A 24,941-nucleotide genomic window follows, 5' to 3' on the forward strand; every position below is an offset into this window, starting at 1 on the left:
CATATGGATCCCTCCCAATTCACGCGCATCGCCGGGGGCCAGCCCCATCCGCTGGGCGCGGTCAGCGATGGCCTGGGCGTGAACTTCGCCGTGTTCTCGGCCAACGCCACGCGTATCGAGCTGTGCCTGTTCGACCCCAAGGGCCGCAAGGAACTGCGCCGCTTCGACCTGCCCGAATGCACCGACGAGATCTGGCACGGCTACCTGCCGGACGCGCATCCCGGACTGGTGTACGGCTATCGCGCCCACGGCCCGCACGATCCGCGCAATGGGCACCGTTTCAATCCCCATAAGCTGTTGCTCGATCCCTACGCGCGGCAGTTGACCGGACCGCTGCATTGGAGCGACGCGCTGTTCGGCTATCGCATGAAGCACGCGCGCGCCGACCTCAGCATCGACCGGCGCGACAGCGCGCCCGCCATGCCCAAGGCCATCGTGGCCGAAGAAGCGCCTTTCACCTGGGGCAACAGCCGGCCGCCGGCCACGGCGTGGAACGATACGGTGATCTACGAGGTGCACGTGCGCGGCGCCTCCATGCTGCGCGAAGACCTGCGCCAGCCCCTGCGCGGCACCTGCTCCGCGCTGGCCGACCCGCGCTTCATCGAACACCTGCAGCGGCTGGGCGTCACCGCCGTGGAGTTGCTGCCGGTGCATGCGTTCCTGCAGGACCGCTTCCTGACCGAACGCGGCCTGCGCAACTACTGGGGCTACAGCACGTTGTCGTACTTTGCGCCGGAGCCCTCCTACCTGCAGCACAATCCGAACGAACTGCGCCAGGCCATACGCCGGCTGCATGCCGCCGGCATCGAAGTGATTCTGGACGTGGTCTACAACCACACTTGCGAGGGCAGCGAATTGGGACCCACGCTGTCCTGGCGCGGACTGGACAACGCCAGCTACTACCGCCTGGTGCCGGGCGACGAACGCTATTACATCAACGACACCGGCTGCGGCAACACGGTCAACCTGTCACATCCGCGCGTCCTGCAAATGGTCACGGATTCGCTGCGCTATTGGGCGCAATCCTATGGCGTCGACGGCTTCCGCTTCGACCTGGGCGTGACCCTGGGACGCGAAGGCACCGGCTATGACCCGGGTTCGGGCTTTTTCGACGCCGTGCTGCAGGACCCTGCCCTTGCCCGCCTGAAACTGATTTCCGAACCCTGGGACGTGGGGCCGGATGGCTACCAGCTGGGCAACCATCCACCGGGCTTCGCCGAGTGGAACGACAAATTCCGCGACGCGACGCGCCGCTATTGGCGCGGGGATCCCGCCATGCGCGGCGAGATGGCGGCGCGCTTGTGCGGATCGCGCGACCTGTTCGACCGCCGCCACCGCCGGCCCTGGAGCAGCGTCAACTACGTGGCCTCGCACGACGGTTTCACGCTGGCCGACATCGTCAGCTACGACGCCAGCCACAACGAGGCCAACGGCGAAGGCGGCAACGACGGCCACGGCGAGAACTACAGCCACAACTGGGGCGCCGAAGGCCCGACCGAGGACGCCGCCATCCTGGACACCCGGAAACGGGTGCAACGGGCCCAGCTCGCCTGCGTGTTCCTGGCGGATGGCACGCCGATGCTGCTGGCCGGAGACGAATTCGGCAATAGCCAGGAAGGCAATAACAACGCCTATTGCCAGGACAACGCCCTGTCGTGGCTGGACTGGACGCAGGCGCAGTCCGATGACGGCCGTGAGCTATCCCGCTACGCGGCGCGCCTGATCGCACTGCGCCGCGCCCACCCCAGCACGCGCGCCGCGCGCTACGGCGATGCGGGGCAGGAGCTCGCGCCTGGCGTACAAGCCATCTCCTGGTTCGATCCGGCGGGCGCTGAACTGGACGCGGCGGCCTGGGAGTCGGAGGCCAATGCCATGGTCCTGCGCCGCGCCGCCTGCCGCGAAGACGGCAGCGTCGACGTGACGCTGCTGCTACTGAATCCCGGCGCGGAGGACACGGTTTTCCAGATGCCGTCGCCCGCGCTGGCGTGGATTCGCGAGCTGGATTCCGCCACGCAGGCGCCTGCCGCGCCACTGGCGGATGCCGCCGTCACGGTGGCGGCGCGCAGCGTGGCGCTGCTGGCGGCGACCTACGTGCCGGGAGATCCGCCATGACACATGACTATGCTTCAGGCGCAATCCCGCTGGAGAGCGGCGTCACGCGCTTTCGCCTGTGGGCGCCGACCGCGCCGGCGGGCTTCGCCCTCGAGGTCGAAGGCCATCCTCCCATCGCCCTGAGCCCCGGCCCGGACGGCTACGTGCAGGCCGACGTGGACTGCCCCATCGGCGCCCGCTATCACTACCGCCTGGACGCGGACACGGTCGCGCCCGATCCCGCCTCGCGCCTGCAGCACGGAGACGTGCACGACGACAGCGTCGTGGTCGCGCCGGACTCCTACCCCTGGCGCTACGGCACCTGGCGCGGACGGCCTTGGGAAGACGCCGTGCTGTACGAAACCCATGCCGGCCTGGAGGGCGGCTATGCGGGCCTGCTGGCGCGGCTGCCGGAGCTGGCGGCGCTGGGCGTGACCTTGCTGGAGCTGATGCCCATTGCCGACTTCCCCGGGCCACGCAACTGGGGCTATGACGGCGTGCTGCCCTACGCGCCCGACACGGCCTACGGCACGCCCGATGAGCTCAAGCGCCTGATCGACGAGGCCCATGGGCTGGAAATGGGCGTGATGCTGGACGTGGTCTACAACCATTTCGGCCCCGACGGCAATTACCTGCCGCGCTATGCCGCGCCGTTCTTCAGGAAAGACGTCGCCACGCCTTGGGGCGACGCCATCGACTTCCGCCAGCCGGCGGTCAGCCAGTTCTTCAAGGACAACGCGCTGTACTGGCTGACCGAGTACCGCTTCGACGGGCTGCGTCTGGACGCCGTGCACGCGATTGCGGGCCATGAATGGCTGCATGAATTGGCCCAGTACCTGCGGCAGCATATTCCTGCCGAACGCCATGTGCATCTGGTGCTGGAGAACGACGACAACCGCGCCAGCCTGCTGCAAGGTGACTTCGATGCGCAATGGAATGACGACGCGCATCATGCCTTGCATTGCCTCCTGACCGGCGAGAGCCACGGCTACTACGCCGATTACAGCGCTCAGCCGGCCCAGGCGCTGGCGCGCTGCCTGGCCGAAGGCTGGCTGTACCAGGGGCAGCGTTCGCCCTACCGCGGCGGACAACCGCGGGGCGAACCCAGCGCGGAACTGCCGCCAAGCGCCTTCGTGCTGTTCCTGCAGAACCATGACCAGACCGGCAACCGTGCGGGCGGCGAACGCCTGGCCAGCCTGGTGGACAGTCCCGCCCGGCTGCGCGCCGCGGTCGCGTTGCAGCTGCTGGCGCCGCAGATCCCGCTGATCTTCATGGGCGAGGAACGCGGCGCGCGCACGCCGTTCCACTACTTCACCAGCCATGCCGACCCGGCTTTGGCGCAAGCGGTGCGCGACGGCCGGCGGCGCGAGTTCTCGCGCTTTCCCGAATTCCAGGGCGCGGGCGCGTTGTCCGACCCGAACGATCCCGCAACCTACGTGGCCAGCAAACCACGGGCCAGCGCCGCCGACGCGCATGCCTGGATGCGGGACTACGCGGTCCTGCTGCATCTGCGCGCTCGCCTGATCGCGCCCCGGCTGGCCGGCGCGGTCAGCCTGGGTGCGGCCGCGATCGGCGAACGCGGCGTGTTCGCGCGCTGGGAACTGGCAGGCGGCGCGCGCCTGACGGTCTATGCGAACTTCGGCCCCGATCGCGTGGCGCTGCCCGAGGCCTTGCAGGCGGGCGCCGAGGCCTATGCCACGCTGCTCTTTGAATCCGTGGCCGGCGCCCGCGACGCCCTGGTCCACGGCGAGGTGTGCGGCGACAGCACCGTGTGGCTGCTGGAGGAACCGGCATGACCGCAACGTCCGCCGGCGATCCGGCCTTGTCCGCGCTGGCCGCCAAAGCCGGCATCGCCGAACACTGGACCGACGCGCGCCAGCGTCCGCAGCAAGTGTCGCCGGATACTTTACGGCTGCTGCTGGAGGGCATGGGCTTGCCGGCGGGCAACGCCCATGACATCCGCGACAGCGACCATCGCCTGGGCGTGGAGCTTGGGGCCCGGCTGCCGCCCCTGCTGGTCGCGCGCAGCGGCATGGCCGCGTTTCTGCCCGCTTGCGCGCGCGGCCGCTACCGCATCGTGTGCGAGTCAGGCCAGACCAGCGACGGCGAGGTCGCGGACGACGGCAGCCTGATCGCACCGCAGGAGCCCGGATACCACACGCTGCACCTGGCATGCGGCCAGACCGTGCTTGCGGTGGCGCCCCGCCAAGCGCCTGGCCTTGATGATCTGACCGACGGCGTGCGGCCGCGCGGCTGGGGACTATGCGCGCAGGTCTACAGTCTCAGGCGCGATGCCGACCAACCTGGCGACGGCGGCTACGGCGACTTTGGCGCCGTGCGCGAACTGGCTGTCGCCGCCGCGGCCCAGGGCGCGGACGCGCTCGCCATCAGCCCGGTGCACGCCATGTTCGCCGCGCAACCGCAGCGTTGCAGTCCTTACGCCCCATCCAGCCGCTTGTTCCTGAACACCCTGTACGCAGATCCCGCCGCCATCGTCGGCGACGATGTCTTGCGCCGGGCGCTGGCCGAATTGGCCGCCCAGCCGCGCCCAACGGCGTTGATAGATTGGCCATCGGCCGGGATATGGCGGCAGCGCCTGCTGCGCGCGCTGCACCGCCAGTTCCGCACAAGCGGACCGGCGGATGCCCGCCAGCGCTACGAGGCGTACTGCGCCCGGCGCGGCAAGGCGCTGCGCGACCACGCCGTATTTGAAGCCCTGCATGCCGCCCAGGCAGCGCATGGCGCAGACCACCAGCCCTGGACGCAATGGGCCGCCGGCCTGCGCGATCCGGACTCGCCGGAAGTCGAACGGTATGCGCGGCAGCATCCGGTCGAGGTCGACTTCCATCGCTACGCCCAATGGCTGGCCGCCGAAAGCCTGGACCACGCGCAGAAGGCGGCGCGACGCGCCGGCATGCGCGTGGGGCTGATCGCCGACCTGGCCGTGGGCGACAGTCCGGACGGCAGCCACGCCTGGAGCCGCCAGACCGACCTGATGCCCGGCCTGTCCATAGGCGCGCCGCCCGACATCCACAATCCGCAAGGACAGAACTGGAACCTGGCCGCGTTCTCGCCGCGCGCAATGCATGCCCAGGGCTACGCGGCCTACATCGACATGTTGCGCGCCGCGCTGGCTCACGCCGGCGGCCTGCGCATCGATCACATCCTGGGCATGGCGCGGCTGTGGCTGGTGCCCGATGGACTGACGGCCGATGCGGGCGCCTATCTGCGCTATCCACTGCGCGAACTGCTGGCGCTCACGGCGCTGGAAGCCTGGCGCCATCGCGCGCTTGCCATCGGCGAAAACCTGGGCACGGTGCCTGAAGGTTTCAACCGCGAGCTGGCGGATCACGGCATCCTGGGCATGAATGTGCTGTGGTTCATGCGGCAGGAACCTGACGCGCCGCCATCTGCGCCGTCCACGCCGGCGCCCTTTCTTGCAGCCGGCGACTGGCCCGGCCAGGCCGTGGCCATGACCTCGACCCACGACCTGCCGACCTTGCGCGGCTGGTGGGCCGAGCGCGACATCGACCTGCGCGCCGAACTGGACTTGCTGGGCGGCGGCGACGATGAAGCCACGCTGCGGCGCAACCGCCGCATGGACCGCAGCTTGCTCGCGCAAGCCCTGGGCTGCGCCGCCGAGCCCGCGCGCGCGCCCCTGGAGGACATGCTGCGCTTCGTGTCTTCCAGCCCTTGTCCCCTGCTGTTGGTGCCCATGGAAGACCTGGCGGGCGAACTGGAACAGCCCAACCTGCCCGGCACAGTGGACCAGCATCCCAACTGGCGTCAACGCCTGGCCGCAAGCAGCGCGGCGTGCTTCGCCGCCCCTGCCGTGCAGGCCCGGCTGCAAGCCCTGCGCACCGGACGGGGCCGGCCATGACCATGCCGCGCGCCACGGCCCGCCTGCAATTGCATGCCGGCTATACCTTTGAGGACGCTCGAGCCTGCGTGGACTACTACGCGGACCTGGGGGTCAGCCACCTCTACCTGTCGCCCATCACCTGCGCCCGCCCCGGGTCCACGCATGGCTATGACGTCATCGACCATGGCGCAGTCAATCCGGAGCTGGGTGGGGAATCCGCTCTGAGGGATCTGGCCCGGGCGGCCCGTCGGCGCGGGCTGGGTCTCATCGCGGACATCGTGCCCAATCACATGGCGGCCCACCCCGCCAATGCCTGGTGGCGCGATGTGCTCGAACACGGCGCCGCAAGCGCGCATGCGCGCTGCTTCGACATCGACTGGGACGCGCCTGATCCCGCCCTGCGCGGCAAGGTCCTGCTGCCCATCCTGCCCGACTCCTACGGTGTGTCGCTGGCTCAAGGCGCAATGGCGCTGCGCTATGACGCCGATGCCGGACGCATCGAACTGGAGGTCTCCGGGCAGCGCTATCCGCTGGCCCCGGAGTCGCTTGCGCGCGGGCAGGATCCGCAGGCCCTGCTGCGCCGCTGCGACCCGGCGCGCGCAGCCGGCCGCGAGCGCCTGCACCGGCTGCTGGAGAGCCAGCATTACCGGCTGGCCTGGTGGCGTTGCGCTGCCGATCAGATCAACTGGCGGCGCTTCTTCGAGATCAGCGAGCTCGTGGGCGTACGGGTCGAGGACGAAGCCGTTTTCAATGCCGTGCATGCGCTGCCGCTGCGCCTGTATGCGGAAGGCTTGCTCGACGGACTGCGCATCGACCACATCGACGGGCTGGCCGCGCCGGGCGCCTATCTGCGCAGGCTGAATCGACGCCTGGCCGAAGCCGGAGCCCGCCGTCCACCTTCTTGCGCCCAATCGCAAGCCTACCTGGTGGCGGAGAAGATCCTGGCGCCGGACGAAGCGCCCGATGCGCGCTGGCAGCTGCATGGCACCACCGGCTATGACTTCATGGATGAGGTCGGCGCATTGCTGCACGACCCGCAGGCCGAGGCGCCGCTGCGGGCGTTCTGGCAGATGCTCACGGGCGATCTGCGCACGCCGCCGCGGCAGCTGGAAGCGGCGCGCACCCGCATGCTGCAACGGCACTTTCCCGCGGAACGCCTGGCGCTGGTCCGCTGCCTGGAACGTTTGGCGCGGCAGGACCGCCGGACCCGCGACTGGTCCGCGCCGGCCATGGACCGCGTGTTGTCCGCGTGGCTGGCGGCCTTTCCGGTGTACCGGACCTACGCGGAGGACGGCGGCCGCAGCGATGCGGACCGCCATCACTGCGAGGCGGCAGCGCAACGCGCCGCCGCCCTGCTGCACGCGTTGCCCGGCACAGCGGACGCTGCCTTGTTGGCGCAGATGGACCGGTGGCTGGGCGGCGGCCCCGCCGATCCGGCAACCGCGCCGCTCCCGCAATCTGAGCCAAACGCCGCCCAGGCCCTGCGGCGGTTCCAGCAGCTGACACCGCCTTTGGCAGCCAAGGCGCTGGAAGATACGCTGTTCTACCGCTACGGTCCGCTGCTGTCGCGCAATGAAGTCGGCGCATCGCCGCAGCGATTTGCGCTGTCGCCCGAGGCATTTCATGCCCAGGTCGAGGCGCGGGCGCGCGACTTCCCGCACGCCATGCTGGCGACGGCCACGCATGACCACAAGCGCGGCGAGGACGCGCGCGCGCGGCTGGCGGTGGTTTCGGAAATGCCGCAGGCCTGGCGCAAGACAGCGTATCGCTGGACCCACGCCCTGCCCGACGCCGGGCTGCTTACCTTGGCGGACCGCTACCTGCTCGTGCAGACGCTGATCGGGGCGTGGCCCGCCGACTGGGATGCCGACATCATCGAACAGCGGCCAGAAAGCGTGGCCGCATGGATCGAGCGCGTGGCGCAATGGCAGCTCAAGGCGTTGCGCGAAGCCAAGCTGCATTCCAGTTGGACGGATCCTGACCCCGCTTACGAAGCCGCCGGGCTTGGCGCACTGGAATTTCTGCGGGACGCGGCGCCCGGGCGCCGCCTGCTGGCCGAAATCGCCACATACGCCCTGGAACTGGCCCCTGCCGGCATGATCAACAGCCTGGCCCAGACGCTGTTGCGCAACACGCTGCCCGGCATGCCGGACCTGTACCAAGGCACGGAGCTATGGGACTACAGCCTGGTCGACCCCGACAACCGGCGCGCGGTGGACTACCCGCCGCGGATCGCCATGCTGGCCCGCACGCGCGCCAGCGCCGCCGTGCGACCCAGCGCAACGGACTGGCGCAGCGGCGCGGTGAAGCAGGCCCTGATCCAGCGCCTGCTGGCGGCGCGGCAGCGCCACCCGGCATTGTTCGGCCAGGGCGAGTGCGTCCCCCTGGCTGTAGCCGGGACGCATGCACAGCACGTCGTAGCCTGGCTGCGGCGTCATGAAGACGAGCACGCCCTGATCGTCGCGCCGCGGCTGTGCGCGCTGCGTCTGTCTGGCTACGCTCGCGGCGAGCCGCGGGCGGCACGGGACTTCTGGGCCGACACCGCGCTGTGCCTGCCCGATGCCATCAAGGGTCTGGCTTGGCGCGATGCAATGGGCGGCGAAAAAGCGAGATCCGGCTCCGGTGGCGCGCTGCCCTTGTCGGAACTGTTGCATGAACTGCCGGTTGCGCTGTGGCTGCCAGCGGCGGCTTGATGCCGAAATCCGAAGCCATGATGAAGCACAAACGGCCTTGTCCGCCCACAGCGGGACAAGGCCGTTCTTACCGCGATACCCGCCCGACTAGAGGGCCCGGAACACGCGGTCTACGAGTCAGCGCGGCATCTTGCCTTGCTGGCCCTGATTCTGGCCAGGTTGCTGCCGATCCTTATCGGCATGCTGGCCGGATTGGCCGGGCTGCTGCCCGGGCTGATTGCGGTCCCTGGGGTTTTCCTGGGCCTGTTGCTTCTGTTGCTGCTTTTGCTGGTCGGGCTGGTTCTGATTGGGCATTGCAAGTCTCCTGGAAGACGGAAAAAGCTCCGCCATCTTCCATACAGCAACCCGCGTGCCCAAGCGGCGCCGCAGCCAGCCCCCGCAGCCCGCGGACACGGGGACGCAAGGACTGCGGGTAAAGTCCGGCCTGATTGGTAAAAAATACGCTGCGCGACCAGCCTTATTGCGTGGTGGCGTGGCGCTTGCCGCGCGTTGACTGCGGCTCCTGGGCGGACGCGTCGTAGGCATCGAGCCAGGACGACGCGTAGGCGGCAGGCGCGGCCAGCGGTTCGCCCTGGTCGCGTTGCGTGCGCAGGCGCACCGTCAATTCGTCCAGCGGCATGGGGCGGCCCAGCGCGAAGCCCTGGCCGTAGCGGCAGCCGGCCGCGCGCAGGGCAGGAATGTCCGCCACGTTTTCGACGCCCTCGGCCACCACCCGGCGGCCCAGCCGGTTCGCCAGTTCCGCGGCGGTGCGCAACACTTCGAAGGCGACTGCGCTGCGGCGCATGCGCGTCACGAAATATTGGTCGATCTTGACCTCGGACAGCGGCAACGCCGATAGCAGCTTCAACGAAGCATGGCCGGTGCCGAAATCGTCCAGGCTGACCTCGCAGCCGGCATTCTCGAGCTTGAGCAGCGTGGCGCGCAGCACGTCGAGTTCGCGGATGGGCTGGTCTTCCGTCAGTTCCACGCGCACCAGCGACGCGGGCAGCTCCGCCGCGTAGATGCGGTCCAGCAGGAAATCGACCGCGGCCTCGTCCGACAAGGTGGAGGCAGGCGCATTGATGGCCACCGGAATGGCGATGCCGGCGCGCCGCATCGTCAACAGCATGTCTATGACACGCAGGCAGACGCGCTCGAACAGCACCTTGTCCAGGCCCAGGCGGTTGACGGCGGGGATGAAGTCGGAAGGCATGATGATGCCCAGGCGGCGATGCCGCCAGCGAGCCAGCGCTTCGGCCGACACGATCCGGCCTGTCAGCAAATCCACCTGCGGCTGCAACAGCATGCGCAGGCCATCCTTGCCGGTGATCATGGCGGCGATCTCGTCGTCGCTCGCCACCGAGTCTGTGGAAGCCTCGTGATTCGACATCATGTCGATACTCCTTGCGCGCCCCTGGGTCAAAACCTGCGCTGTCCGGGCGCAGAAAGAGGCACATTGGACTGAGTATTCCCAGCTACAGCGCTTTTTGTATGCGATTTCCAGACTTTCTTCCAGGCAATTTTGCGCCGCTGCGGCGGCAAAGTCACATATATGTATCCATACGTATTAAGCTGCTCGGATTCATGAATGAAACCGGCTTTCCGGCCCTGGCCGTCACCCCCGCCGAAATGCCTTGTCGACATGGTAGGGTTTGCGTCTTTCGCCCTGCCGGGCCCACCGCCGCTGCTGTATTCCTAGCGTGAAGAATCTTTATTCCCGTTGGCGCGCCTCCCTGCGCAACGTTCTGTGGCTGGACGCCCTCCAAGCCGCGGCCATCAGCGCCGCGCCTGTCATCCTGGCCGTGCTGGCGCACGAGCCGCGTTTGGGCTGGAGCGCCATCGCGGCTTTCTGGGCCTGCTTCGGCGATCCGGGCGGTCCCCTGCGCCAGCGCGCGGGGGCAATGCTCGCGCTGGGGCTGATAGGCGCGCTGTTCTGCTTTCTGGCCAGCGTCAGCGCGGCTCATCTGTGGCTGCTGCTGCCCCTGACCTTCGTGTGCTGCACATTCGGCGGCCTGTTGCGCGTGTTGGGGCCGGCCGCGGCAATCGTCGGCACCCTGCTGTCCGCAGGCTTCGTGGTGGCAGCGGAACTGCCCGCCCCGACCTGGACGGAAAGCCTGTCCTACACCTTGTTTTTCCTGGCCGGCGCGGCCTGGGCCATCCTGATGACGGCGCTGGTATGGCGCCGACGTCCCTGGAAGGACGCCACTCACGCGGTGGCGCACTGCTACCGCGGCCTGGCGGATTTCGCCGACGCGCTGGCCCGCATGTATACCGGGTTGACGCCCGCGGCCAGCCCCCAGGCCTGGAGCGCCGTCACGCGGCCGCAGCGCAGCGCCCAGCGCGCCGCGCTCGAAGCCGCCCGCACGCGCATCCGCGAAGTGCAGGACGCGCGCCCATCGCGCCGCGCCCGCGCGCATCAACTGCTGTACCTGCTGGACAATGCCGAGGACAGCTTCATTGCGCTGGTGGCCGCAGCCGACCTGATGGAATCGAATGCGCCGCGCTGGCTCGGACGCGGCGCCGGCGCCCATCTGTCGCACGCGCTGCACCGCTACGCCAGCCTGTGCAATGCCATCGCCAGCACCTCCGACGTCAACGACGCCAAGCAGGCCCAGTGCCTGCGCGAACGCCTGGCCCATTACAGCGCCGGCCTGCATGAACTGCGCGGCAGCGCCCTGGCCCACGCGCCCGAACTGGCCACCATGGCGCCGGTGCTGGACCGCCTGCTGCACACGGCGCAGGCCGTCACCCAGTCCCTGTTCGACCAGGGACGGACCCCGGCGGCGCCCACGCGCGATCGCCGCGCAGCCAACCCTGCGCAAGACGCGTGGCGCGCGTTGCGGCAGAACCTTAGCTTCGAATCCGACGCGTTCCGCCACGCGCTGCGGGTGGGCGTGGGCGCCACCATCGCGGTGGCGCTGTCCAAGACCTTCGCCGTCAACCATGGCTACTGGATGTCGCTGACGCTGGTCTTCATCCTGCAACCTTACTTCGCGACCACCTGGCAGCGCACGCTGGAACGCGTGGCCGGCAGCGTGGCTGGCGCCGTCGGCGCCTCGCTGCTGGGCCTGTTCCTCAGCACCCCCTTGTCCGTGGCCCTGGCGGTGCTGCCCATCGCGCTGGGCACGTTCGCCGCGCGCACGATTCATTACGCGCTGTTCACGTTCTTCCTGACTTCGCAATTCGTGCTGGTCACCCACATCCAGCAGCCTGAGATCCAGGAGCCGATGCTCGCGGCCCTGCGCGCGTTCAATAGCGTGCTGGGCGGCGTCCTGGCGCTGCTGGTCGGCTTTCTGGTCTGGCCCGAAAAGGAGCCGCGGCAATTGGCCGGGGCCCTCAGCCTGGCGCTGGAGCGCCACGCCGCCTATGCGCGCGCCCTGTTGCGGGCCAAGAGCGGCGATGCCGGCGACGGACAGGACCTGGTGGCGTTGCGCCGCATGGCCTGCCTTTCCGCCGACAATGCGCAGGCGTCCTTGCAACGGCTGCAGCAGAATCCGGTGCATCGCGACCGCAATGTCGGTACCGCCGAAAACCTGCTCAACGCCATGCGGCGCGTGACGGCGGCGGGCACGGTGCTGGAGATGCAGCCGGCCCTGCCAGCCGGAACGCCTGCCGCCCAGGCGCTCTCCGAGTACGGTCCGGCGCTGGCGCATGCGCTGCATCCGCAGCAACCCGCGCCAGGCGCCAACGATCGCCAGTTGGCCGTGCCGCCAGCGGTGGCCGCGGGCTATCCGGAACTGGCCGGTCCGCTGGACCGCATCGCGCAACAGGCGCGCCAGTTGCGCCAATTGCGCGAACGCGTGGAACGGGCTCCCGCCGCGCCATAGCCTGCGGTTTGCGCGCACACCGGCGAACTGCCGCGGGCTTGACGCGCATCAAGGGCGAAAAGGCCGGAAAGCGTAACCATATGCACATGGCACGCTTAAACAAGGAGGCCTTCATGTACCGCCGCATTTCCGTCCACCTGGACCACGGATTCGACTGCAAACGCCGCATTGAAGCTGCCCTGGCCCTGGCCAAGCGCCACAAGGCCGAGCTGGTCGGCATCTACGCCAACGCCGCGCCGCCGCAGTATTACTACGGCGAGTCCGTGCTCATGTCGCGTTCGCTGGGCATCATCAAGGAATTGCAGGCGCAAAGCCGCGACGCGGTGGAAACCGCGTTTCTGGAAGCCGCGGCCGAAGCCGACGTGCCCGCCTTCATGCGCGCGGGCACATCCTCGCCCAGCGAGACCGTGGCGCTGCTGGGCCGCACCACCGACCTGATCGTGGTCAGCCAGGAAAACCGCGAGGACGTCGAAGCCGCCCACGAGATCGAGTTCGTCGAGCAGACCCTGCTGACGGCGGGCCGGCCGGTGCTGGCGATTCCGTCCAGCGGCGAGTTTCCGGTGATCGGCGACCGCGTGCTGTGCTGCTGGGACGGCAGCCGCGAGGCCGCCCGCGCGTTGGCCGATGCCGCGCCGATATTGCGCCTGGCTTCGCACATGACCGTGCTGAGCATGAACGAAGGCGCCGCCAGCCCCAAGCATGAAGCGCCGTTCGAGGACCTGGCCACCTACTGCGTGGCGCAGGGCATGCCGGCGCCGGAGCACGTTCGCCGCGACATCAAGGGCGTAGGCGTGGGCAGCACCATCCTGAATGCCGCCGCCGACCACAGCGCGGACCTGATCGTCATGGGCGCCTACGGCCACAGCAAGCTGCGCCAGTGGGCGCTGGGCGGGGCGACGGCATCCATCCTGAAGAGCATGACCGTGCCGGTCATGTTCTCGCACTAGCCTTGGCCTGCTAGCCTCGGCGCACCGGGGTCAGCACCGGCTTGCCGCCGAAGTGCGCCGTGGCGTTGTCCAGGAACAGCGCCACGGTGGCATGCACCGCTTCCGGCGAGCGCCCCGCGCTATGCGGGGTCAATACCACGTTGTCGAGCTCAATGAGGGTCTTGGGCACGTCGGGTTCGCCATCCACCACGTCCAGGCCCGCGCCCGCAATGCGGCGTTCGGCCAGCGCCGCGATCAGCGCCTGCGTGTCGACCACGCTGCCGCGCGCTATGTTCACCAGATAGCCTTCCGGCCCCAGCGCTTCCAGTACCTGCGCGTCCACCAGGTGGCGCGTGTCCGCTCCGCCCGGCGTCGCCACCACCAGGAAATCCGATGCCGCGGCCAGCGCGCGCGGGCTGTCGAAGTAGGCATAGCCCGATTCCGGGCGGACGCTGCGGCTGTAATAGCCCACGCTCATGCCGAAGCCGTTGGCGCCGCGCCGCGCGATTTCCAGTCCGATGGTGCCCAGGCCCAGGATGCCCAGCCGCTTGCCGGTGACCTGCGGTCCCATGAAGCCGCCCCAATGGCCCTGGCGCACCGACGCATCGGCTTGCGGCAGGCGCCGCGCCGCGCCCAGCAGCAGCGCCATGGCGTGGTCCGCCACCGACACCGCGTTCGCACCCGGACCGTGGGTCACGACGATCCCGCGTTCCGCCGCGGCGGCCAGGTCGATGTTTTCGTACCCCACCCCCAGCGAGCAGGCAATTTCCAGCTTGGGCATTGCCGCCATTTCCTGCGCGTACAGGCCGGTGGCGCCGCGCGTGAGCACGATGCGGATCTCGGGCCCGTGGTCGCGGATCGCCTGCGCGCGCGCTTCGGCGGTGGGCGCAAAAATCGCGCGAAAGCCGCGCGCTTCGATTTCGGGCAGGTAGTCCTGCACGCTTTCTATCAAGACAAGCAAGGGGATGGTCATGTCGGGAATGCCGCGGATGGCGGAGGGCTGCACAAAAACCCGGCGATCTTACGCCTGGGCGCAAACCCGCGCCACCCGCCGGTCCGCCAGACGGCCGCCTGGCGGACCGGCGGCGCGCGAGCCGTCCGACACGGCCCGCGCGCCCATGACCGCATGGGACCTGCTAGAGCCGGCCGGTCAACAGCATCACGATCAGCACAATCAGCAATATGCCCAGTATGCCGCTGGGGTAATAGCCCCAGCCGCGGCTGTGGGGCCAGGCGGGCACGGCGCCGATCAGGAGCAGGATGAGAATAATCAGCAGGATGGTCGACATGGCGACTCCTCAGTTCTTGTTGGGATCAGGGAAAAACCACAAGCCCGCGTCAGGGGCTGGGCGGCGTGATTTCCTTGCCGGGCGGCGACAAGGGCGGCAGGTCCACGTCCGGTTCATCCGTATCCGGATCCACAGGCAGGTCGCCGGGCGGCGAACCTGGCGGTATCGGATCTGGCTTGGGCGGAACGTGCAGGTAGTACGAGTACGCGATGTGCATGGCTGTCTCCGGAGAAAGTCCATTCCCGCATCAGCAAGCCGCGTGCCTGGCTACGCACAAGGGGTGGCGGGCACGCCGCATGCTGATGACAGCGCCCCTGCTCCTGTTAGCCGCAGACGACATGAACCCAAGTCCCCGAACGGCGCCCGCCCGCGGCGGCGCAGCGCTGGTCTACTACGACGACAGCCTGGCAGGCTATACCCGGATCCGCGTCAACGGCAGCGCCTTCCACTACCTGGACGCGCAAGGCAGGCGCATACGCAGCGCGCGCGAAATCAAACGGATCGACGCCCTGGCGATACCGCCGGCTTACGAAGATGTGTGGATCTGCCCTTCCCCGCTCGGGCATCTGCAAGCCACCGGGCGCGATGCCCGGGGGCGCAAGCAATACCGTTATCACCCGGACTGGACCGCGGTGCGCGACGCGAGCAAGTACCAGAGCCTTGCAGCCTTCGGCCAGACGCTGCCGCGCATACGGCGGCAGGTCGAGCGCGATCTGCGTACCGCCGGGTTGTCCCAGAACAAGGTGATAGCCGTACTGGTACGTTTGCTGGAGACGACGCTGGTGCGCATCGGCGCTCGCGAGTACGCCAGAACCAACAAGTCCTATGGCCTGACCACGCTCAAGCGGCGGCACGCCAGCGTGACGGGCGACAAGTTCCGTTTCCGCTTCCAGGGCAAGAGCGGCGTGACCCATGACGTCAGCGCTGCGGACCGGCGCGTGGCGCGCATCATCAAGCGCTGCCTGGACATACCCGGCCAGCAGCTGTTCCAGTATCTCGACGAGGACGGCGGCAGCCATCCGGTCGATTCGGGCGCGGTCAACGCCTATCTGCGTGTAGCCGGCGCCGGCGATTTCACGGCGAAGCACTACCGGACCTGGGCAGGCTCCGTCATGGCCTATGCCGCGCTGCAGGCATGCCCCAGCGAGAGCGCCAGCCAGGCGCAGAAGACGGTGGTGGAAGTGATCAAGCAGGTCTCGCGGCGGCTGGCCAATACGCCAGCCGTGTGCCGCGCCTGCTATGTGCATCCGGCTATTCTGGCCGCCTATCTGGACGGCACGCTGCCCGCGCGCTCGGCAGCGCCACGGGGTCCCCGCGGACTGAATGCGGACGAACGGCGCCTGCTTGCCTTCCTGGGCGGAGAGGCCGCTGCGGCAGCGAACGCCAGGCAGGCGTCAAAGGATCGATGAGCGCGCGTTCTTGGCCCGAGGTTGCGGCGCAGAACCGTCCGCCCAGTTCGACTCGGTGCGCGTATCGGCCACGATGCGCTTGTCGCGCGCGGCCTCGTTCGGGGTAGAGGCGTCTGGTTTATCCGGTCTGCGCGGAACATCGACGGGAGAGCGCGGCGGCAGTATCTTAGCGTTGTCTTCCGCCCGCTTGCCGGCTTGCGCCGGTTTCGCGGATCCGGGTACGGATGCTGGCTTCATGCGTGGCTCCTGCAGTGACTCCCCGACGGGGATTCGAACTTCCATGCTACGGCTCCAGGCCGCCCGGGTCATCGCCGTGCGGCATCAAATTGCAAGCGGATGTGGCCCGGTCTCCGGGCACGCCGGTTGCCGCGCGTACCCGGCACACACAAGGAGATGCAATGCGAGACCAAAATTTCGAGCAATGTGTGCAAGCCTGCTATGAATGCGCCGTCGCCTGCGATATTTGCGCATCCGCGTGCCTGCGGGAAAATCCGTCCCACATGCAGCGATGCATTGCACTCTGCACCGATTGCGCCGCGGTTTGCCGGCTGTGCGCGGCCATGCTGGCGCGCGACGGCGAGTTCGCCAATGCGCTTTGCACGCTGTGCGCGCTGATCTGCGATGCCTGCGCGCGCGAATGTTCATCGCACGAGGCAGAGCATTGCCAGGTCTGCGCAGGCGCTTGCCTGAGCTGCACCCTGGCCTGCCGCGACATGCTGGAGGCCTGAAGCCTTCGGATCCGCAGCGCGGCCGCCCGGGCCGGTCCGCGCAGGCGTATTTCCCGCCCGACAGCCAGGAGCTACCGATGGCCTCTACCAACACCCCCCTGCCCTCCGACTTTCCGGAAAACGGCCCGGACAACCGCGGCGCGCACAGGCGTGCACGGCACCCGGAGGCCTGGATCGACGACCTGGAAGCCACGCTCAGCGACGCCTCGGCGACCGATCTGGAGGCGCTCAAGGCGCGCCTGTCCGAACAGCTGCACGCCACGCGGCGCAGCCTGCGCGACGCTTCAGACCATGCCGGCGACCTGATGCGGGAGACCATAGACTGCACCGAGGAGTACATCCACGCCCGGCCATGGCAGGCCATCGGCCTGGTGGCTGGCGCGGCTTTCCTTTTCGGCGTGGTGGTGGGACGGCAGTAGCTCCGGCGCGCGCGGCGGGCCGGGCATGGCATTTGCTCGGCAATGGGCGAGGCGCCTGTCGCGCCTGCCCACCAGGAGACCCTCATGAGCAAGCCCGATCAAGCCGACACCGGCGCCCGCCCGCATCCCACACCGCCCATGCCGGCCCAGCACCTGGAAAAGCCGGGGCAGGAAGCCGACATGGTTCTCAAGCCACAGTACCAGGCGCCCCAGTACAAGGGCAGCGGCAAGCTCGAGGGCATGGTTGCGCTGGTGACAGGCGGCGATTCCGGCATAGGCCGCGCGGTCTGCCTGCTGTATGCGCGCGAAGGCGCCGACGTGGCGGTCGTCTATCTCAACGAGCAAGAGGATGCCGAAGACACCCGGCGCGCCGTGGAAAGCGAAGGCCGCCGTTGCCTGCTGATCGCAGGCGACGTACAGGAACCCGCGTTCTGCGAACAGGCGGTGGAACAGACGATCCGGGAATACGGCAAGCTCGATGTGCTGGTGAACAACGCTGCCTATCAGCAGCACACCGACACGCTGCCCGAGATCAGCGACGAGAAATGGGACAAGACGCTGCGCACCAACATCACCGCCTACTTCCAGATGGCGCGCGCGGCGCTGCCGCATCTGCACGCTGGCGCTTCCATTATCAATACCGGGTCGGTCACGGGCCTGCGCGGCAGCGCCAAACTGTTGGACTACTCCACCACCAAGGGCGCGATCCATGCTTTCACACGTTCGCTGGCCGCCAATCTCGCGGGCAAGGGCGTGCGTGTGAACGCAGTGGCGCCGGGACCCGTATGGACGCCGCTGAATCCCGCGGACCAAAGTCCGGAGAAGATCAAGGAATTCGGCAAGCACACGGACTTGGGGCGTCCGGCGCAGCCCGAGGAAATCTCTCCGGCCTACGTCTTCCTGGCCTCGCCCGTGTGCGCCAGCTACATCACCGGCATCGTGCTGCCCATTACCGGCAGCGCTGGCGACTGAGGCCCGCGCGTCCCGCTACTTGGCCGGCGCGATCGAGGCCGGCGCCTCGCGCGACGCTGGCGACACGGCCGGCGCTTCGCCCTTCGTCGCCGGCTGGATCTTGTCCGGGTCGGCGGGCGGCGTGCTTTGCAGCTTGCGGCCCATTGCCAGATGTTCGGCCACCATGGGCAGCGCACGCACCGCGAAATCGCGCACCTGCGGATCCTTGGACTCGCGTGCCGCCGTTTCGAACAGGCGGTTGGCGGTGACGTGCGCGTCCACGGCTGCCTTTTCGATGTAGAGCGCGTCGAAGTCCGGGCCGGTCCTGTTGCCCAGCTGTTGCAGGGTGCCCCGGTCGGGTTCGGACGGTTCAGCTGGCAGCTTCACCTGCTTGCGCCCGGCCAGGGTCTTCAGTTCGGCGTTCATGGCGCCATGCTGCTCCTGCATCCGTGCGGCGTATGCCTTCACGTCGCGGTCCCCTGCTCGCTTCTTCGCCAGCTCCGCCGCCTCTACCTCGAACATGCCGGAGCCGGCCGCCGCCTGCAGGAAGCGCGCTTCCGGCTCCGCCAGTTCCTGCGCCTGCACGCCGCCCAGCACACCGGGCGCGGCCAGCAGGCATAGCGCGACGACACCGCAGAGCCATAAGGTCTTTTTCATCTCCGTGTCTCCCTCGGCCTAGTTCGCCATCGTCGACGCGTCCACATGCCGCGGCGGCGTCAAGGGGTCGAAGTCTTCCCATTTGCCATTCAACCAGCGGCCTTGCGCGCGCTCGACGTCCGTGCCGCCGGCCTGCGTCAGCACGGTTCTTGCCAGCGCATCGCGGTCCGGCGACACGTGCAGCGCCAGCATCACGCCCGCCTGGCGTACGGCAGGATGCGCGTCACGGGCGACGGTGGCCGCCGGATGCCTGCGGCGTCCGCGCCCGATCACCCATAGCGCCCCGGCCAGCGCGCCCAGGTAGGCGCCTACGCCCGCAGCGGCAATGACGATCAAGACCGAAGCCCCCACCCGGGCGGCGATCAGCCCGCCCAGCAGCGCAAACACCAGGCCCAGCGCGGAGGCGCCCGCCACCGCGCCGAAATGGCCGCCCCGGGCATCGGGATCGGCCACGCGGTCGCCGCCTATCGGAAAGCGCGCGTGTTCGCCCGCCGTGTTGATGTAGAAGGTATGGATATCGTCTTCGGTGAATCCTTCGGCGCACAGCTTGCGCGCCGCCTCGGCGGCGTGGTCGAAAGTGTCGAATCGGGCGGCAACGATCAGGGACATTGTGCTCTCCATCGGGAATCATTCCCTTGTGGTCAGCAACTGCCGTGCCCGTTCCAGGCATGGGAATTGCTGTAGCGCTGGCGAGCGGCCTGGACCGGCAGGTTCAGAGGCAGTCCGCCCGCAGTCCCGCCTACCCGCATTCTGCGCAAAGGACTTCCACATGGACATGCCCGGCCACCAAGAAGATCTTTCAGAATTGGAAGAGGATTCTGCTCCTCCCCCGGTCCCTCCCGAGGCCCGCGGCCTTTCCTTGCTTGACTGGTCCGCCTTGATCGCGGTGGTTGCGGGCGGCCTGAACTGCGGCCTGATCGCGGCGGTAGGCCTGGATGTCTTCGCGAAGGTGCTGCCGTCGGCCGCCGCGACGCGCAGCGTCTACGGCCTGATCGGACTGGCCGCGCTATACAGCGTGGTGCTGCTGTTCCGGCTGGGCGAGCAAGAGGCGGACGCAATCCCCGCCGAAAAGACGGAACAAGCGGCGGATTGAACCCGCCGCCAGCGGCTATTTTGAGCCGGGCCGTTTGCCCGGATACTGGCCGCCTTCCTCGTACTCCGCGCCCTTGTCGTTGGGCTTCTTGTCCGACTCGCGTTTGGGCGCCGCGGCCGGCTTGCCGAAGCCCGGCTTGTCGGTTCCGAACTGGCCGCTGCGATGCGCCGCCTCAGTTTGCGTGCGCGGCGCATTGGCCTTGCCTTGCTCGGTGTCCGCCTTTTCATGGTCTGCGCGCTTGGTTTGCATGTTCGTATCCCCGGGCTCGTTCAATGGATGCTTGCAGTGTGCGCATGGGCACCGCCTGCGGCAAGGTGCCGGAGCAAGCGGCGTGCCCGGCCGGCCCGGGAACGCCGCTTGCTTGCACATGCGGCCAGGCCCGGGCGATGCCGGGTCCCCATCCTAGGAGTCAGCCATGAATCTGTCCCGAGTCGTTCTCCCCGCCGTCGCCCTGAGCCTTTCCGCCCTGGCTTTTCAGGCGCAAGCCCAAACCGCGCAGACCAGCGGCGGCGCCGTGCGCAGCAACGCGCAGATCGATGACCAGTACAAGCTGGACAAGAAACGTTGCGACGGCATGAAAGGCAACCAGAAGGACGTCTGCCAGCAGCAGGCCGAAGCCACGCGCGACAAGGCCCGGGCCGACGCCAAGGCAGGCAAGGAAAAGGCCGAGGCCTCGCATGACGCGGCCAAGGTGCGCAACGATGCCGACTACAAGGTCGGCAAGGAAAAATGCGACGCCATGTCCGGCAATGCCAAGGACGCCTGCATGGCGGACCTGAAAACGCGGTACGGCAAATGAGGTCAGGACCGGTCCTGTTTCCGGCCAGGCGCCGCTGCGGCGCCTTCCGCGTCCGCAGCGGCGTATTCCTCAAGCCGGTTGTACAACGTCTTGGGGCTGATGCCGAGCACTGCCGCGGCCTGCTTTTTCACGCCGTTGCAACGCTCCAGCGTCGCCAGGATCAGGCGCCGGTCCGCTTCCGCCAAGGTTTCTCCCACGGGCACGCTGACCTGGCCGCCCGCGCCCTCGCCCGCCGGCGACACCCGGGGCGTCAGCATATCCACTTCCAGCGTATCGCCATCCGCCATGATGAAGGCGCGGCGCACGTAGTTCTTGAGCTCCCGCACGTTGCCCGGCCATGCGTATTGCTGCAGCGCGGCCAGCGCGCGCGGCGAGAATTCCTTGTTCTTGCCGGATTCCTGGTTCAAGCCTTGCAGGAAGCGATTCGCAAGGAACAGGATGTCGTCGCCGCGTTCACGCAGCGCCGGCAGCGTGATGGGGAAGACGCTCAGCCGGTAATAGAGGTCCTCGCGCAGCTTGCCATCCTTCACCGCCTGCTCGGGATCGCGGTTGGTCGCGGCGACGATCCGGATATCGCAGGCGATCTCCCGATTGGTGCCCACGCGCATGAACTGCCCGGTCTCCAGGACCCGCAAGAGCTTGACTTGCAGGTCCAGCGGCATTTCGGTGACTTCGTCCAGGAACAGGGTTCCGCCGTCAGCGCGCTCGAAATAGCCCTTGTGCTGGCGGTCCGCGCCGGTGAAGCTGCCGCGCTCGTGCCCGAACATTTCGCTTTCGATCAGGTTGGGCGAGATCGCGCCGCAATTCACCGCGATCAGGGGACGCTGGCTCCGCGCGCTGAGTTCATGGATGGCATGCGCGGCCAGTTCCTTGCCGGTGCCGCTTTCGCCGATCAGCAAGGTCGTCACATTGGTGGTGGCCACGCGGCCGATCTGACGGTAGAGTTCCTGCATGCAGGCCGACGCGCCGTACATCTTTCCGTAGCGCCCCGGTTCTTCGAACGGAGCCCCCCGCAGATCGCCACTCGAATTCGCATTCACGCGCGCGAAGATTCCGTTCAGGCGTTCCATGCAGATCGGCTTGACCAGGTAATCGGTGGCCCCGAGGCGCAGGGCCTGCACGGCGTTGTCGACGGTGCCGTGGCCGGTCATCACCACCACCTCTGCGCTGGCGGCGGCGTCGCTCTTGAAAATTTCCATCCCGCTGCCTTCAGGCAAGCGGATGTCGGTCAGCACCAGATCGGGCGCGTGCCGCTCCAGCTGGATCAGCGCATCCTTGACGCTGGCGGCCAGGGCTACTGAAAAGCCGCTTTCGCGCCCGATTTCGGCCAGGGTTTCGCGTATCGCCGGGTCGTCATCAACGATCAACAGATGAGGCATGCTTGCTCCGTGTCGCGGATGTTGAGGGTCAGTGATTCAGCATAGCGATAACCGCCGGCCCGGTGGCAAATGTTCGACACTTTCCATCAACATTTTCGAATGCTTGCAAATCGTCGCATACCGTACTGCGTCGATTCTCTAGCATGGAAACAGACTCACGGCCCGCGCGGGCCCTCAGGAATCAGCATGCCCAATCGCAGCACTACTACTGCCCCGCGTGCAGCGGCGTCCGCGAAGTCCGACGCGCTGCTGGACCCATCAGCCCTGTCCCCCGTGATGCAGAAACTCGGCGCGCAGCTGCAATTGGCCGCAGCCACCGATGCCAGCGTCTTCATCGTGGGAGAAAGCGGGACCGGCAAGGAAATCGTCGCGCGCGCCATCCATGACGCCAGCGAACGCCGCGAACAGCCTTTCGTGGCGGTCAATTGCGGCGCCATCAGCGGCAGCCTGGCGCATGCCGAATTGTTCGGGCATGAAAAAGGCAGCTTTACCGGCGCGGTCGCCCAGAACGCCGGCTACTTCGAATACGCCAGCGGCGGCACGCTGTTCCTGGATGAAGTCACCGAAATGCCGCCCGACCTTCAGGTGAATTTCCTGCGCGTGCTCGAGGCCGGCACGTATCAGCGCGTAGGCGGCTCGGACTTGTTGCGCGCCAATGTCCGCATCATCTGCGCCAGCAACCGCGACCCCTTCGCCTCGGTCGCTGAAGGCCGCCTGCGCCAGGACTTCCTGCACCGGCTCCTGGTGATTCCGTTACGCGTGCCGCCGCTGCGTGAGCGGGGCGAAGACGCCCTGGTGCTGGCGCACTGGTTCCTCGACACCTTGAATGCTGCAAACGGCACGCGGAAGTCGTTCTCCCCCCGCATGCTGGAAGCGATCTCCCTGCATGATTGGCCGGGCAATGTCCGTGAACTGCGCAACGCGGTGCAGCGGGCGTTCATTCTGGCAGACGGTGAACTCGAAACCGAGCTATTGCCCCGGTCGCGCGAGGCGCAGCGGCCGATGCTGCGTAACGGCGCGCTGACCCTGCCCATCGGCATGTCATTGGGCGAGGCGCAGCGCGCATTCATTCTTGCGACGCTGGCGCACCATGCGGGCGACAAGCGCATCGCCGCGGAGACGCTGGGCCTGAGCCTGAAGACGCTCTATAACCGCCTCGAAGACTACGACCAGAACGGGCAGGACGACGCCGGGGCTTGAGCGCCAGGGCCGATCTTGCGGCCACCGCGCGCGAGAGGCGCGAGAGGCATTTCTTACCACTGGCTTGTAATACTGGGGCAGCGCCGCGCGCGCAATCAACCCGCCTCGCCCGCCGAGACGCCTGGCATGGTCTTTGCTTCAGCACAAGGATGGACTGCCGCCGGCAGCCAGTCCCCAGGAGGCTCGATTGGTCTACCCCACGCAAGAACTGCGCCTGCGCCAGCAGATGGCGCTGGCGCCTCGCCTGCAGCAATCCGTCAAGCTGCTGCAGATGACCGCGCTGGAATTCACCACGGCAGTGGAACAGGCCTTGGCCAGCAATCCATTCCTGGAGGATCCCGACGAGCTGGAAGACGACCTGCCGGCCGCCGCGGAGGGCTTTCCTCCTGCTGACCCGCCCCAGCCCGCGCCGCTGGAGCCTGCGCCCCAGGATGATCTGCCCCCGCCTGATGCTCCCGCCTATTCCGGCGACTACCCCACGCGCGCGCAGGGCGACGGCCCGGACCGGGACCAGGGATTGTGGGTCAGCGCACCCATATCGATGAGCCAGCGCTTGTCCCAGGAACTGGGCAACTATCAATTGCAGGCGCGCGACCGCCTGCTTGCCGAGTACATCATCGACGCGCTGGATGACGACGGCTATCTGCGCACGCCCCTGTCCAGTCTGTGGGAAGACGCGCCGCGCGGCGCCGAGCCCGTCCCGGATGAATGCGAATGGATGACTGCGCTGCGCCTGGTCCAGCAATTGGATGCACCGGGCCTGGCCGCGCGCGATTTGGCCGAGTGCCTGACGCTGCAGCTGGCGGCGGCAACCGGCATCAGCGACGAGTTGCGGACGCTCGCCCTGCGCATCGTGCACGAGCAACTCGAGCGGCTGGCCCGCAACGACTGCGTCGGCTTGCGCCAGCAGCTGGGCTGCTCCGAGGACGCCTTGCGCGAGGCCTGCGCGCTGATCCGCAGCCTGGACCCGAAGCCCGGCGGCCGCTATAGCGCCGAAGCGCCTGTCTACGTCGTGCCCGACGTATTCGTCGACAAATGGCAATCGCGCTGGCGCGTGCTGCCCAACCGCAACGCCATGCCCCAGGCGCGGCTGCACCAGACCTATGCCGAATTGTTCCGGCGCGCTCGCCTGGACGACCGCAGCCCCATGGCCCAGGAGCTGCAGGAAGCCCGCTGGCTGGTGCGCAACGTCGAACAGCGCTACATCACGATCCAGCGCGTGGCCGAAGCCATCGTCAAGCGCCAGCAGACCTTCTTCGAATATGGCGACGTGGCCTTGCGGCCGCTGATGCTGCGCGAGGTCGCGGATGACCTGGACATGCACGAATCCACGGTGTCGCGCGCCACCGTCGGCAAGTACATGGTGACGCCGCGCGGGGTGTTCGAGTTCCGCCACTTCTTTTCGCGCGAACTGGCCACCGACACCGGCGGGTCCTGCTCCGCCACGGCGGTGCGGGCACTGATCAAGGAGATGGTCGAGGCCGAGGATCCGGCCATGCCGCTCTCGGACGTGGCCTTGACCCAGCAACTGGCGGCCAGCGGCATACTGCTGGCGCGGCGCACGGTATCCAAGTACCGCGGGCAATTGCGCATGCCTCCCGCGGAACTGCGCCGCCGTCACTAGGCCGGCGCCGGCCAG

General features: G+C 68.1%; 24 protein-coding genes. 14 read left to right on the forward strand and 10 right to left on the reverse strand.

Annotated features, from left to right (window positions below; translation table 11 throughout):
• Positions 1–3: 3 nt before the first annotated feature.
• From glgX to treY, 4 genes are read left to right on the forward strand one after another with little or no spacing between them, the layout of a single operon-like run.
• Positions 4–2,112, forward strand: coding sequence for a glycogen debranching protein GlgX (glgX, locus tag AC1RHV_RS03465; protein WP_054454270.1), 2,109 nt, complete (start codon positions 4–6; stop codon positions 2,110–2,112).
• On the forward strand, positions 2,109–3,887 hold the full coding sequence (treZ, locus tag AC1RHV_RS03470) for a malto-oligosyltrehalose trehalohydrolase (RefSeq protein ID WP_054454269.1): 1,779 nt from the start codon (positions 2,109–2,111) through the stop codon (positions 3,885–3,887). The genes glgX and treZ overlap by 4 nt, the downstream gene beginning before the upstream one ends.
• Positions 3,884–5,971 (forward strand): 4-alpha-glucanotransferase, encoded by a 2,088-nt coding sequence (gene malQ / locus AC1RHV_RS03475; protein WP_175160532.1) that lies wholly within the window; start codon positions 3,884–3,886, stop codon positions 5,969–5,971. The genes treZ and malQ overlap by 4 nt, the downstream gene beginning before the upstream one ends.
• Positions 5,972–5,973: 2 nt before the next feature.
• Positions 5,974–8,646, forward strand: a complete 2,673-nt coding sequence (gene treY / locus AC1RHV_RS03480) for a malto-oligosyltrehalose synthase (RefSeq protein ID WP_492300787.1) — start codon at positions 5,974–5,976, stop codon at positions 8,644–8,646.
• A 117-nt stretch (positions 8,647–8,763) separates the two neighbouring features.
• On the opposite strand, the gene AC1RHV_RS03485 is transcribed toward treY, so the two are convergent.
• Both AC1RHV_RS03485 and AC1RHV_RS03490 read right to left on the reverse strand, forming a co-directional pair.
• The gene (locus AC1RHV_RS03485; RefSeq protein WP_166738370.1) at positions 8,764–8,940 is read right to left on the reverse strand and encodes a hypothetical protein; all 177 of its coding nucleotides are present in this window, start codon (positions 8,938–8,940) and stop codon (positions 8,764–8,766) included.
• Between the two features lie 163 nt (positions 8,941–9,103).
• Positions 9,104–10,018 carry an EAL domain-containing protein gene (locus tag AC1RHV_RS03490; protein ID WP_054454265.1) on the reverse strand — a complete coding sequence of 305 codons (915 nt, stop codon included), beginning with the start codon at positions 10,016–10,018 and terminating at the stop codon, positions 9,104–9,106.
• A 307-nt stretch (positions 10,019–10,325) separates the two neighbouring features.
• Here AC1RHV_RS03490 and AC1RHV_RS03495 point away from each other — a divergent pair, with 307 nt between their 5' ends.
• Positions 10,326–12,452, forward strand: a complete 2,127-nt coding sequence (locus AC1RHV_RS03495) for an FUSC family protein (RefSeq protein ID WP_492299726.1) — start codon at positions 10,326–10,328, stop codon at positions 12,450–12,452.
• Positions 12,453–12,565: 113 nt separating this feature from the next.
• Positions 12,566–13,399, forward strand: coding sequence for a universal stress protein (locus tag AC1RHV_RS03500; RefSeq protein WP_054454849.1), 834 nt, complete (start codon positions 12,566–12,568; stop codon positions 13,397–13,399).
• 10 nt (positions 13,400–13,409) lie between these two features.
• Here the strand turns inward: AC1RHV_RS03500 and AC1RHV_RS03505 are convergent, their stop codons facing one another.
• From AC1RHV_RS03505 to AC1RHV_RS03515, 3 genes are all read right to left on the reverse strand, one after another.
• Complete coding sequence (locus AC1RHV_RS03505) at positions 13,410–14,351, reverse strand: 2-hydroxyacid dehydrogenase (protein ID WP_175160528.1); 942 nt, start codon at positions 14,349–14,351, stop codon at positions 13,410–13,412.
• A gap of 163 nt (positions 14,352–14,514) precedes the next feature.
• Entirely contained in the window at positions 14,515–14,667 is a 153-nt protein-coding gene (locus tag AC1RHV_RS03510) for a DUF3309 family protein (RefSeq protein ID WP_082400986.1), read from the reverse strand.
• Between the two features lie 49 nt (positions 14,668–14,716).
• Complete coding sequence (locus AC1RHV_RS03515) at positions 14,717–14,884, reverse strand: hypothetical protein (protein WP_013393888.1); 168 nt, start codon at positions 14,882–14,884, stop codon at positions 14,717–14,719.
• Positions 14,885–15,005: 121 nt separating this feature from the next.
• Here AC1RHV_RS03515 and AC1RHV_RS03520 point away from each other — a divergent pair, with 121 nt between their 5' ends.
• On the forward strand, positions 15,006–16,076 hold the full coding sequence (locus tag AC1RHV_RS03520; RefSeq protein ID WP_119449616.1) for a DNA topoisomerase IB: 1,071 nt from the start codon (positions 15,006–15,008) through the stop codon (positions 16,074–16,076).
• Here the strand turns inward: AC1RHV_RS03520 and AC1RHV_RS03525 are convergent.
• On the reverse strand, positions 16,062–16,313 hold the full coding sequence (locus tag AC1RHV_RS03525; RefSeq protein WP_082401045.1) for a hypothetical protein: 252 nt from the start codon (positions 16,311–16,313) through the stop codon (positions 16,062–16,064). The two genes, AC1RHV_RS03520 and AC1RHV_RS03525, sit on opposite strands and share 15 nt — an antisense overlap.
• Positions 16,314–16,474: 161 nt before the next feature.
• Between AC1RHV_RS03525 and AC1RHV_RS03530 the strand changes: the two genes are divergently transcribed.
• From AC1RHV_RS03530 to AC1RHV_RS03540, 3 genes are all read left to right on the forward strand, one after another.
• Positions 16,475–16,804, forward strand: a complete 330-nt coding sequence (locus tag AC1RHV_RS03530) for a four-helix bundle copper-binding protein (protein ID WP_125472091.1) — start codon at positions 16,475–16,477, stop codon at positions 16,802–16,804.
• 77 nt (positions 16,805–16,881) lie between these two features.
• The gene (locus AC1RHV_RS03535) at positions 16,882–17,223 is read left to right on the forward strand and encodes an ElaB/YgaM/YqjD family protein (protein WP_054454257.1); all 342 of its coding nucleotides are present in this window, start codon (positions 16,882–16,884) and stop codon (positions 17,221–17,223) included.
• A gap of 84 nt (positions 17,224–17,307) precedes the next feature.
• On the forward strand, positions 17,308–18,195 hold the full coding sequence (locus AC1RHV_RS03540; protein ID WP_054454255.1) for an SDR family oxidoreductase: 888 nt from the start codon (positions 17,308–17,310) through the stop codon (positions 18,193–18,195).
• 15 nt (positions 18,196–18,210) lie between these two features.
• On the opposite strand, the gene AC1RHV_RS03545 is transcribed toward AC1RHV_RS03540, so the two are convergent.
• Entirely contained in the window at positions 18,211–18,831 is a 621-nt protein-coding gene (locus AC1RHV_RS03545; protein ID WP_119449614.1) for a DUF4142 domain-containing protein, read from the reverse strand.
• Between the two features lie 18 nt (positions 18,832–18,849).
• A complete protein-coding gene (locus AC1RHV_RS03550; protein WP_125472095.1) occupies positions 18,850–19,440 on the reverse strand; it encodes a hypothetical protein in 591 nt (196 codons plus the stop codon).
• Positions 19,441–19,690: 250 nt separating this feature from the next.
• On the opposite strand from AC1RHV_RS03550, the gene AC1RHV_RS03555 reads away from it, so the two are divergent.
• Complete coding sequence (locus AC1RHV_RS03555; RefSeq protein WP_225588734.1) at positions 19,691–19,924, forward strand: DUF378 domain-containing protein; 234 nt, start codon at positions 19,691–19,693, stop codon at positions 19,922–19,924.
• A gap of 15 nt (positions 19,925–19,939) precedes the next feature.
• Here the strand turns inward: AC1RHV_RS03555 and AC1RHV_RS03560 are convergent, their stop codons facing one another.
• The gene (locus AC1RHV_RS03560) at positions 19,940–20,173 is read right to left on the reverse strand and encodes a hypothetical protein (protein WP_054454248.1); all 234 of its coding nucleotides are present in this window, start codon (positions 20,171–20,173) and stop codon (positions 19,940–19,942) included.
• Between the two features lie 166 nt (positions 20,174–20,339).
• On the opposite strand from AC1RHV_RS03560, the gene AC1RHV_RS03565 reads away from it, so the two are divergent.
• On the forward strand, positions 20,340–20,723 hold the full coding sequence (locus tag AC1RHV_RS03565) for a hypothetical protein (protein ID WP_054454246.1): 384 nt from the start codon (positions 20,340–20,342) through the stop codon (positions 20,721–20,723).
• A gap of 2 nt (positions 20,724–20,725) precedes the next feature.
• Here the strand turns inward: AC1RHV_RS03565 and AC1RHV_RS03570 are convergent, their stop codons facing one another.
• Positions 20,726–22,102 (reverse strand): sigma-54-dependent transcriptional regulator, encoded by a 1,377-nt coding sequence (locus AC1RHV_RS03570; protein ID WP_492299730.1) that lies wholly within the window; start codon positions 22,100–22,102, stop codon positions 20,726–20,728.
• Positions 22,103–22,378: 276 nt separating this feature from the next.
• Here AC1RHV_RS03570 and AC1RHV_RS03575 point away from each other — a divergent pair, with 276 nt between their 5' ends.
• Together AC1RHV_RS03575 and AC1RHV_RS03580 are read left to right on the forward strand one after the other, a co-directional pair.
• Entirely contained in the window at positions 22,379–23,302 is a 924-nt protein-coding gene (locus AC1RHV_RS03575) for a sigma-54 interaction domain-containing protein (protein ID WP_054454242.1), read from the forward strand.
• Between the two features lie 187 nt (positions 23,303–23,489).
• A complete protein-coding gene (locus AC1RHV_RS03580; protein WP_175160524.1) occupies positions 23,490–24,926 on the forward strand; it encodes an RNA polymerase factor sigma-54 in 1,437 nt (478 codons plus the stop codon).
• The last annotated feature ends 15 nt before the right edge of the window (positions 24,927–24,941 follow it).

It is taken from the genome of Achromobacter sp. GW823-FHT04E03 (genome assembly GCF_058796095.1).

Bases quoted from the DNA above. Each gene is read 5' to 3' on its own strand.
- AC1RHV_RS03550 (WP_125472095.1), bottom strand. From the start codon at position 19,440: ATGTCCCTGATCGTTGCCGCCCGATTCGACACTTTCGACCACGCCGCC.
- AC1RHV_RS03540 (WP_054454255.1), top strand. From the start codon at position 17,308: ATGAGCAAGCCCGATCAAGCCGACACCGGCGCCCGCCCGCATCCCACA.
- AC1RHV_RS03510 (WP_082400986.1), bottom strand. From the start codon at position 14,667: ATGTCGACCATCCTGCTGATTATTCTCATCCTGCTCCTGATCGGCGCC.
- AC1RHV_RS03545 (WP_119449614.1), bottom strand. From the start codon at position 18,831: ATGAAAAAGACCTTATGGCTCTGCGGTGTCGTCGCGCTATGCCTGCTG.
- AC1RHV_RS03490 (WP_054454265.1), bottom strand. From the start codon at position 10,018: ATGATGTCGAATCACGAGGCTTCCACAGACTCGGTGGCGAGCGACGAC.
- AC1RHV_RS03500 (WP_054454849.1), top strand. From the start codon at position 12,566: ATGTACCGCCGCATTTCCGTCCACCTGGACCACGGATTCGACTGCAAA.
- AC1RHV_RS03485 (WP_166738370.1), bottom strand. From the start codon at position 8,940: ATGCCCAATCAGAACCAGCCCGACCAGCAAAAGCAGCAACAGAAGCAA.
- malQ (WP_175160532.1), top strand. From the start codon at position 3,884: ATGACCGCAACGTCCGCCGGCGATCCGGCCTTGTCCGCGCTGGCCGCC.
- glgX (WP_054454270.1), top strand. From the start codon at position 4: ATGGATCCCTCCCAATTCACGCGCATCGCCGGGGGCCAGCCCCATCCG.
- AC1RHV_RS03505 (WP_175160528.1), bottom strand. From the start codon at position 14,351: ATGACCATCCCCTTGCTTGTCTTGATAGAAAGCGTGCAGGACTACCTG.
- AC1RHV_RS03575 (WP_054454242.1), top strand. From the start codon at position 22,379: ATGCAGAAACTCGGCGCGCAGCTGCAATTGGCCGCAGCCACCGATGCC.
- AC1RHV_RS03525 (WP_082401045.1), bottom strand. From the start codon at position 16,313: ATGAAGCCAGCATCCGTACCCGGATCCGCGAAACCGGCGCAAGCCGGC.
- AC1RHV_RS03570 (WP_492299730.1), bottom strand. From the start codon at position 22,102: ATGCCTCATCTGTTGATCGTTGATGACGACCCGGCGATACGCGAAACC.
- treZ (WP_054454269.1), top strand. From the start codon at position 2,109: ATGACACATGACTATGCTTCAGGCGCAATCCCGCTGGAGAGCGGCGTC.
- AC1RHV_RS03530 (WP_125472091.1), top strand. From the start codon at position 16,475: ATGCGAGACCAAAATTTCGAGCAATGTGTGCAAGCCTGCTATGAATGC.
- AC1RHV_RS03560 (WP_054454248.1), bottom strand. From the start codon at position 20,173: ATGCAAACCAAGCGCGCAGACCATGAAAAGGCGGACACCGAGCAAGGC.
- treY (WP_492300787.1), top strand. From the start codon at position 5,974: ATGCCGCGCGCCACGGCCCGCCTGCAATTGCATGCCGGCTATACCTTT.
- AC1RHV_RS03565 (WP_054454246.1), top strand. From the start codon at position 20,340: ATGAATCTGTCCCGAGTCGTTCTCCCCGCCGTCGCCCTGAGCCTTTCC.
- AC1RHV_RS03535 (WP_054454257.1), top strand. From the start codon at position 16,882: ATGGCCTCTACCAACACCCCCCTGCCCTCCGACTTTCCGGAAAACGGC.
- AC1RHV_RS03515 (WP_013393888.1), bottom strand. From the start codon at position 14,884: ATGCACATCGCGTACTCGTACTACCTGCACGTTCCGCCCAAGCCAGAT.
- AC1RHV_RS03520 (WP_119449616.1), top strand. From the start codon at position 15,006: ATGAACCCAAGTCCCCGAACGGCGCCCGCCCGCGGCGGCGCAGCGCTG.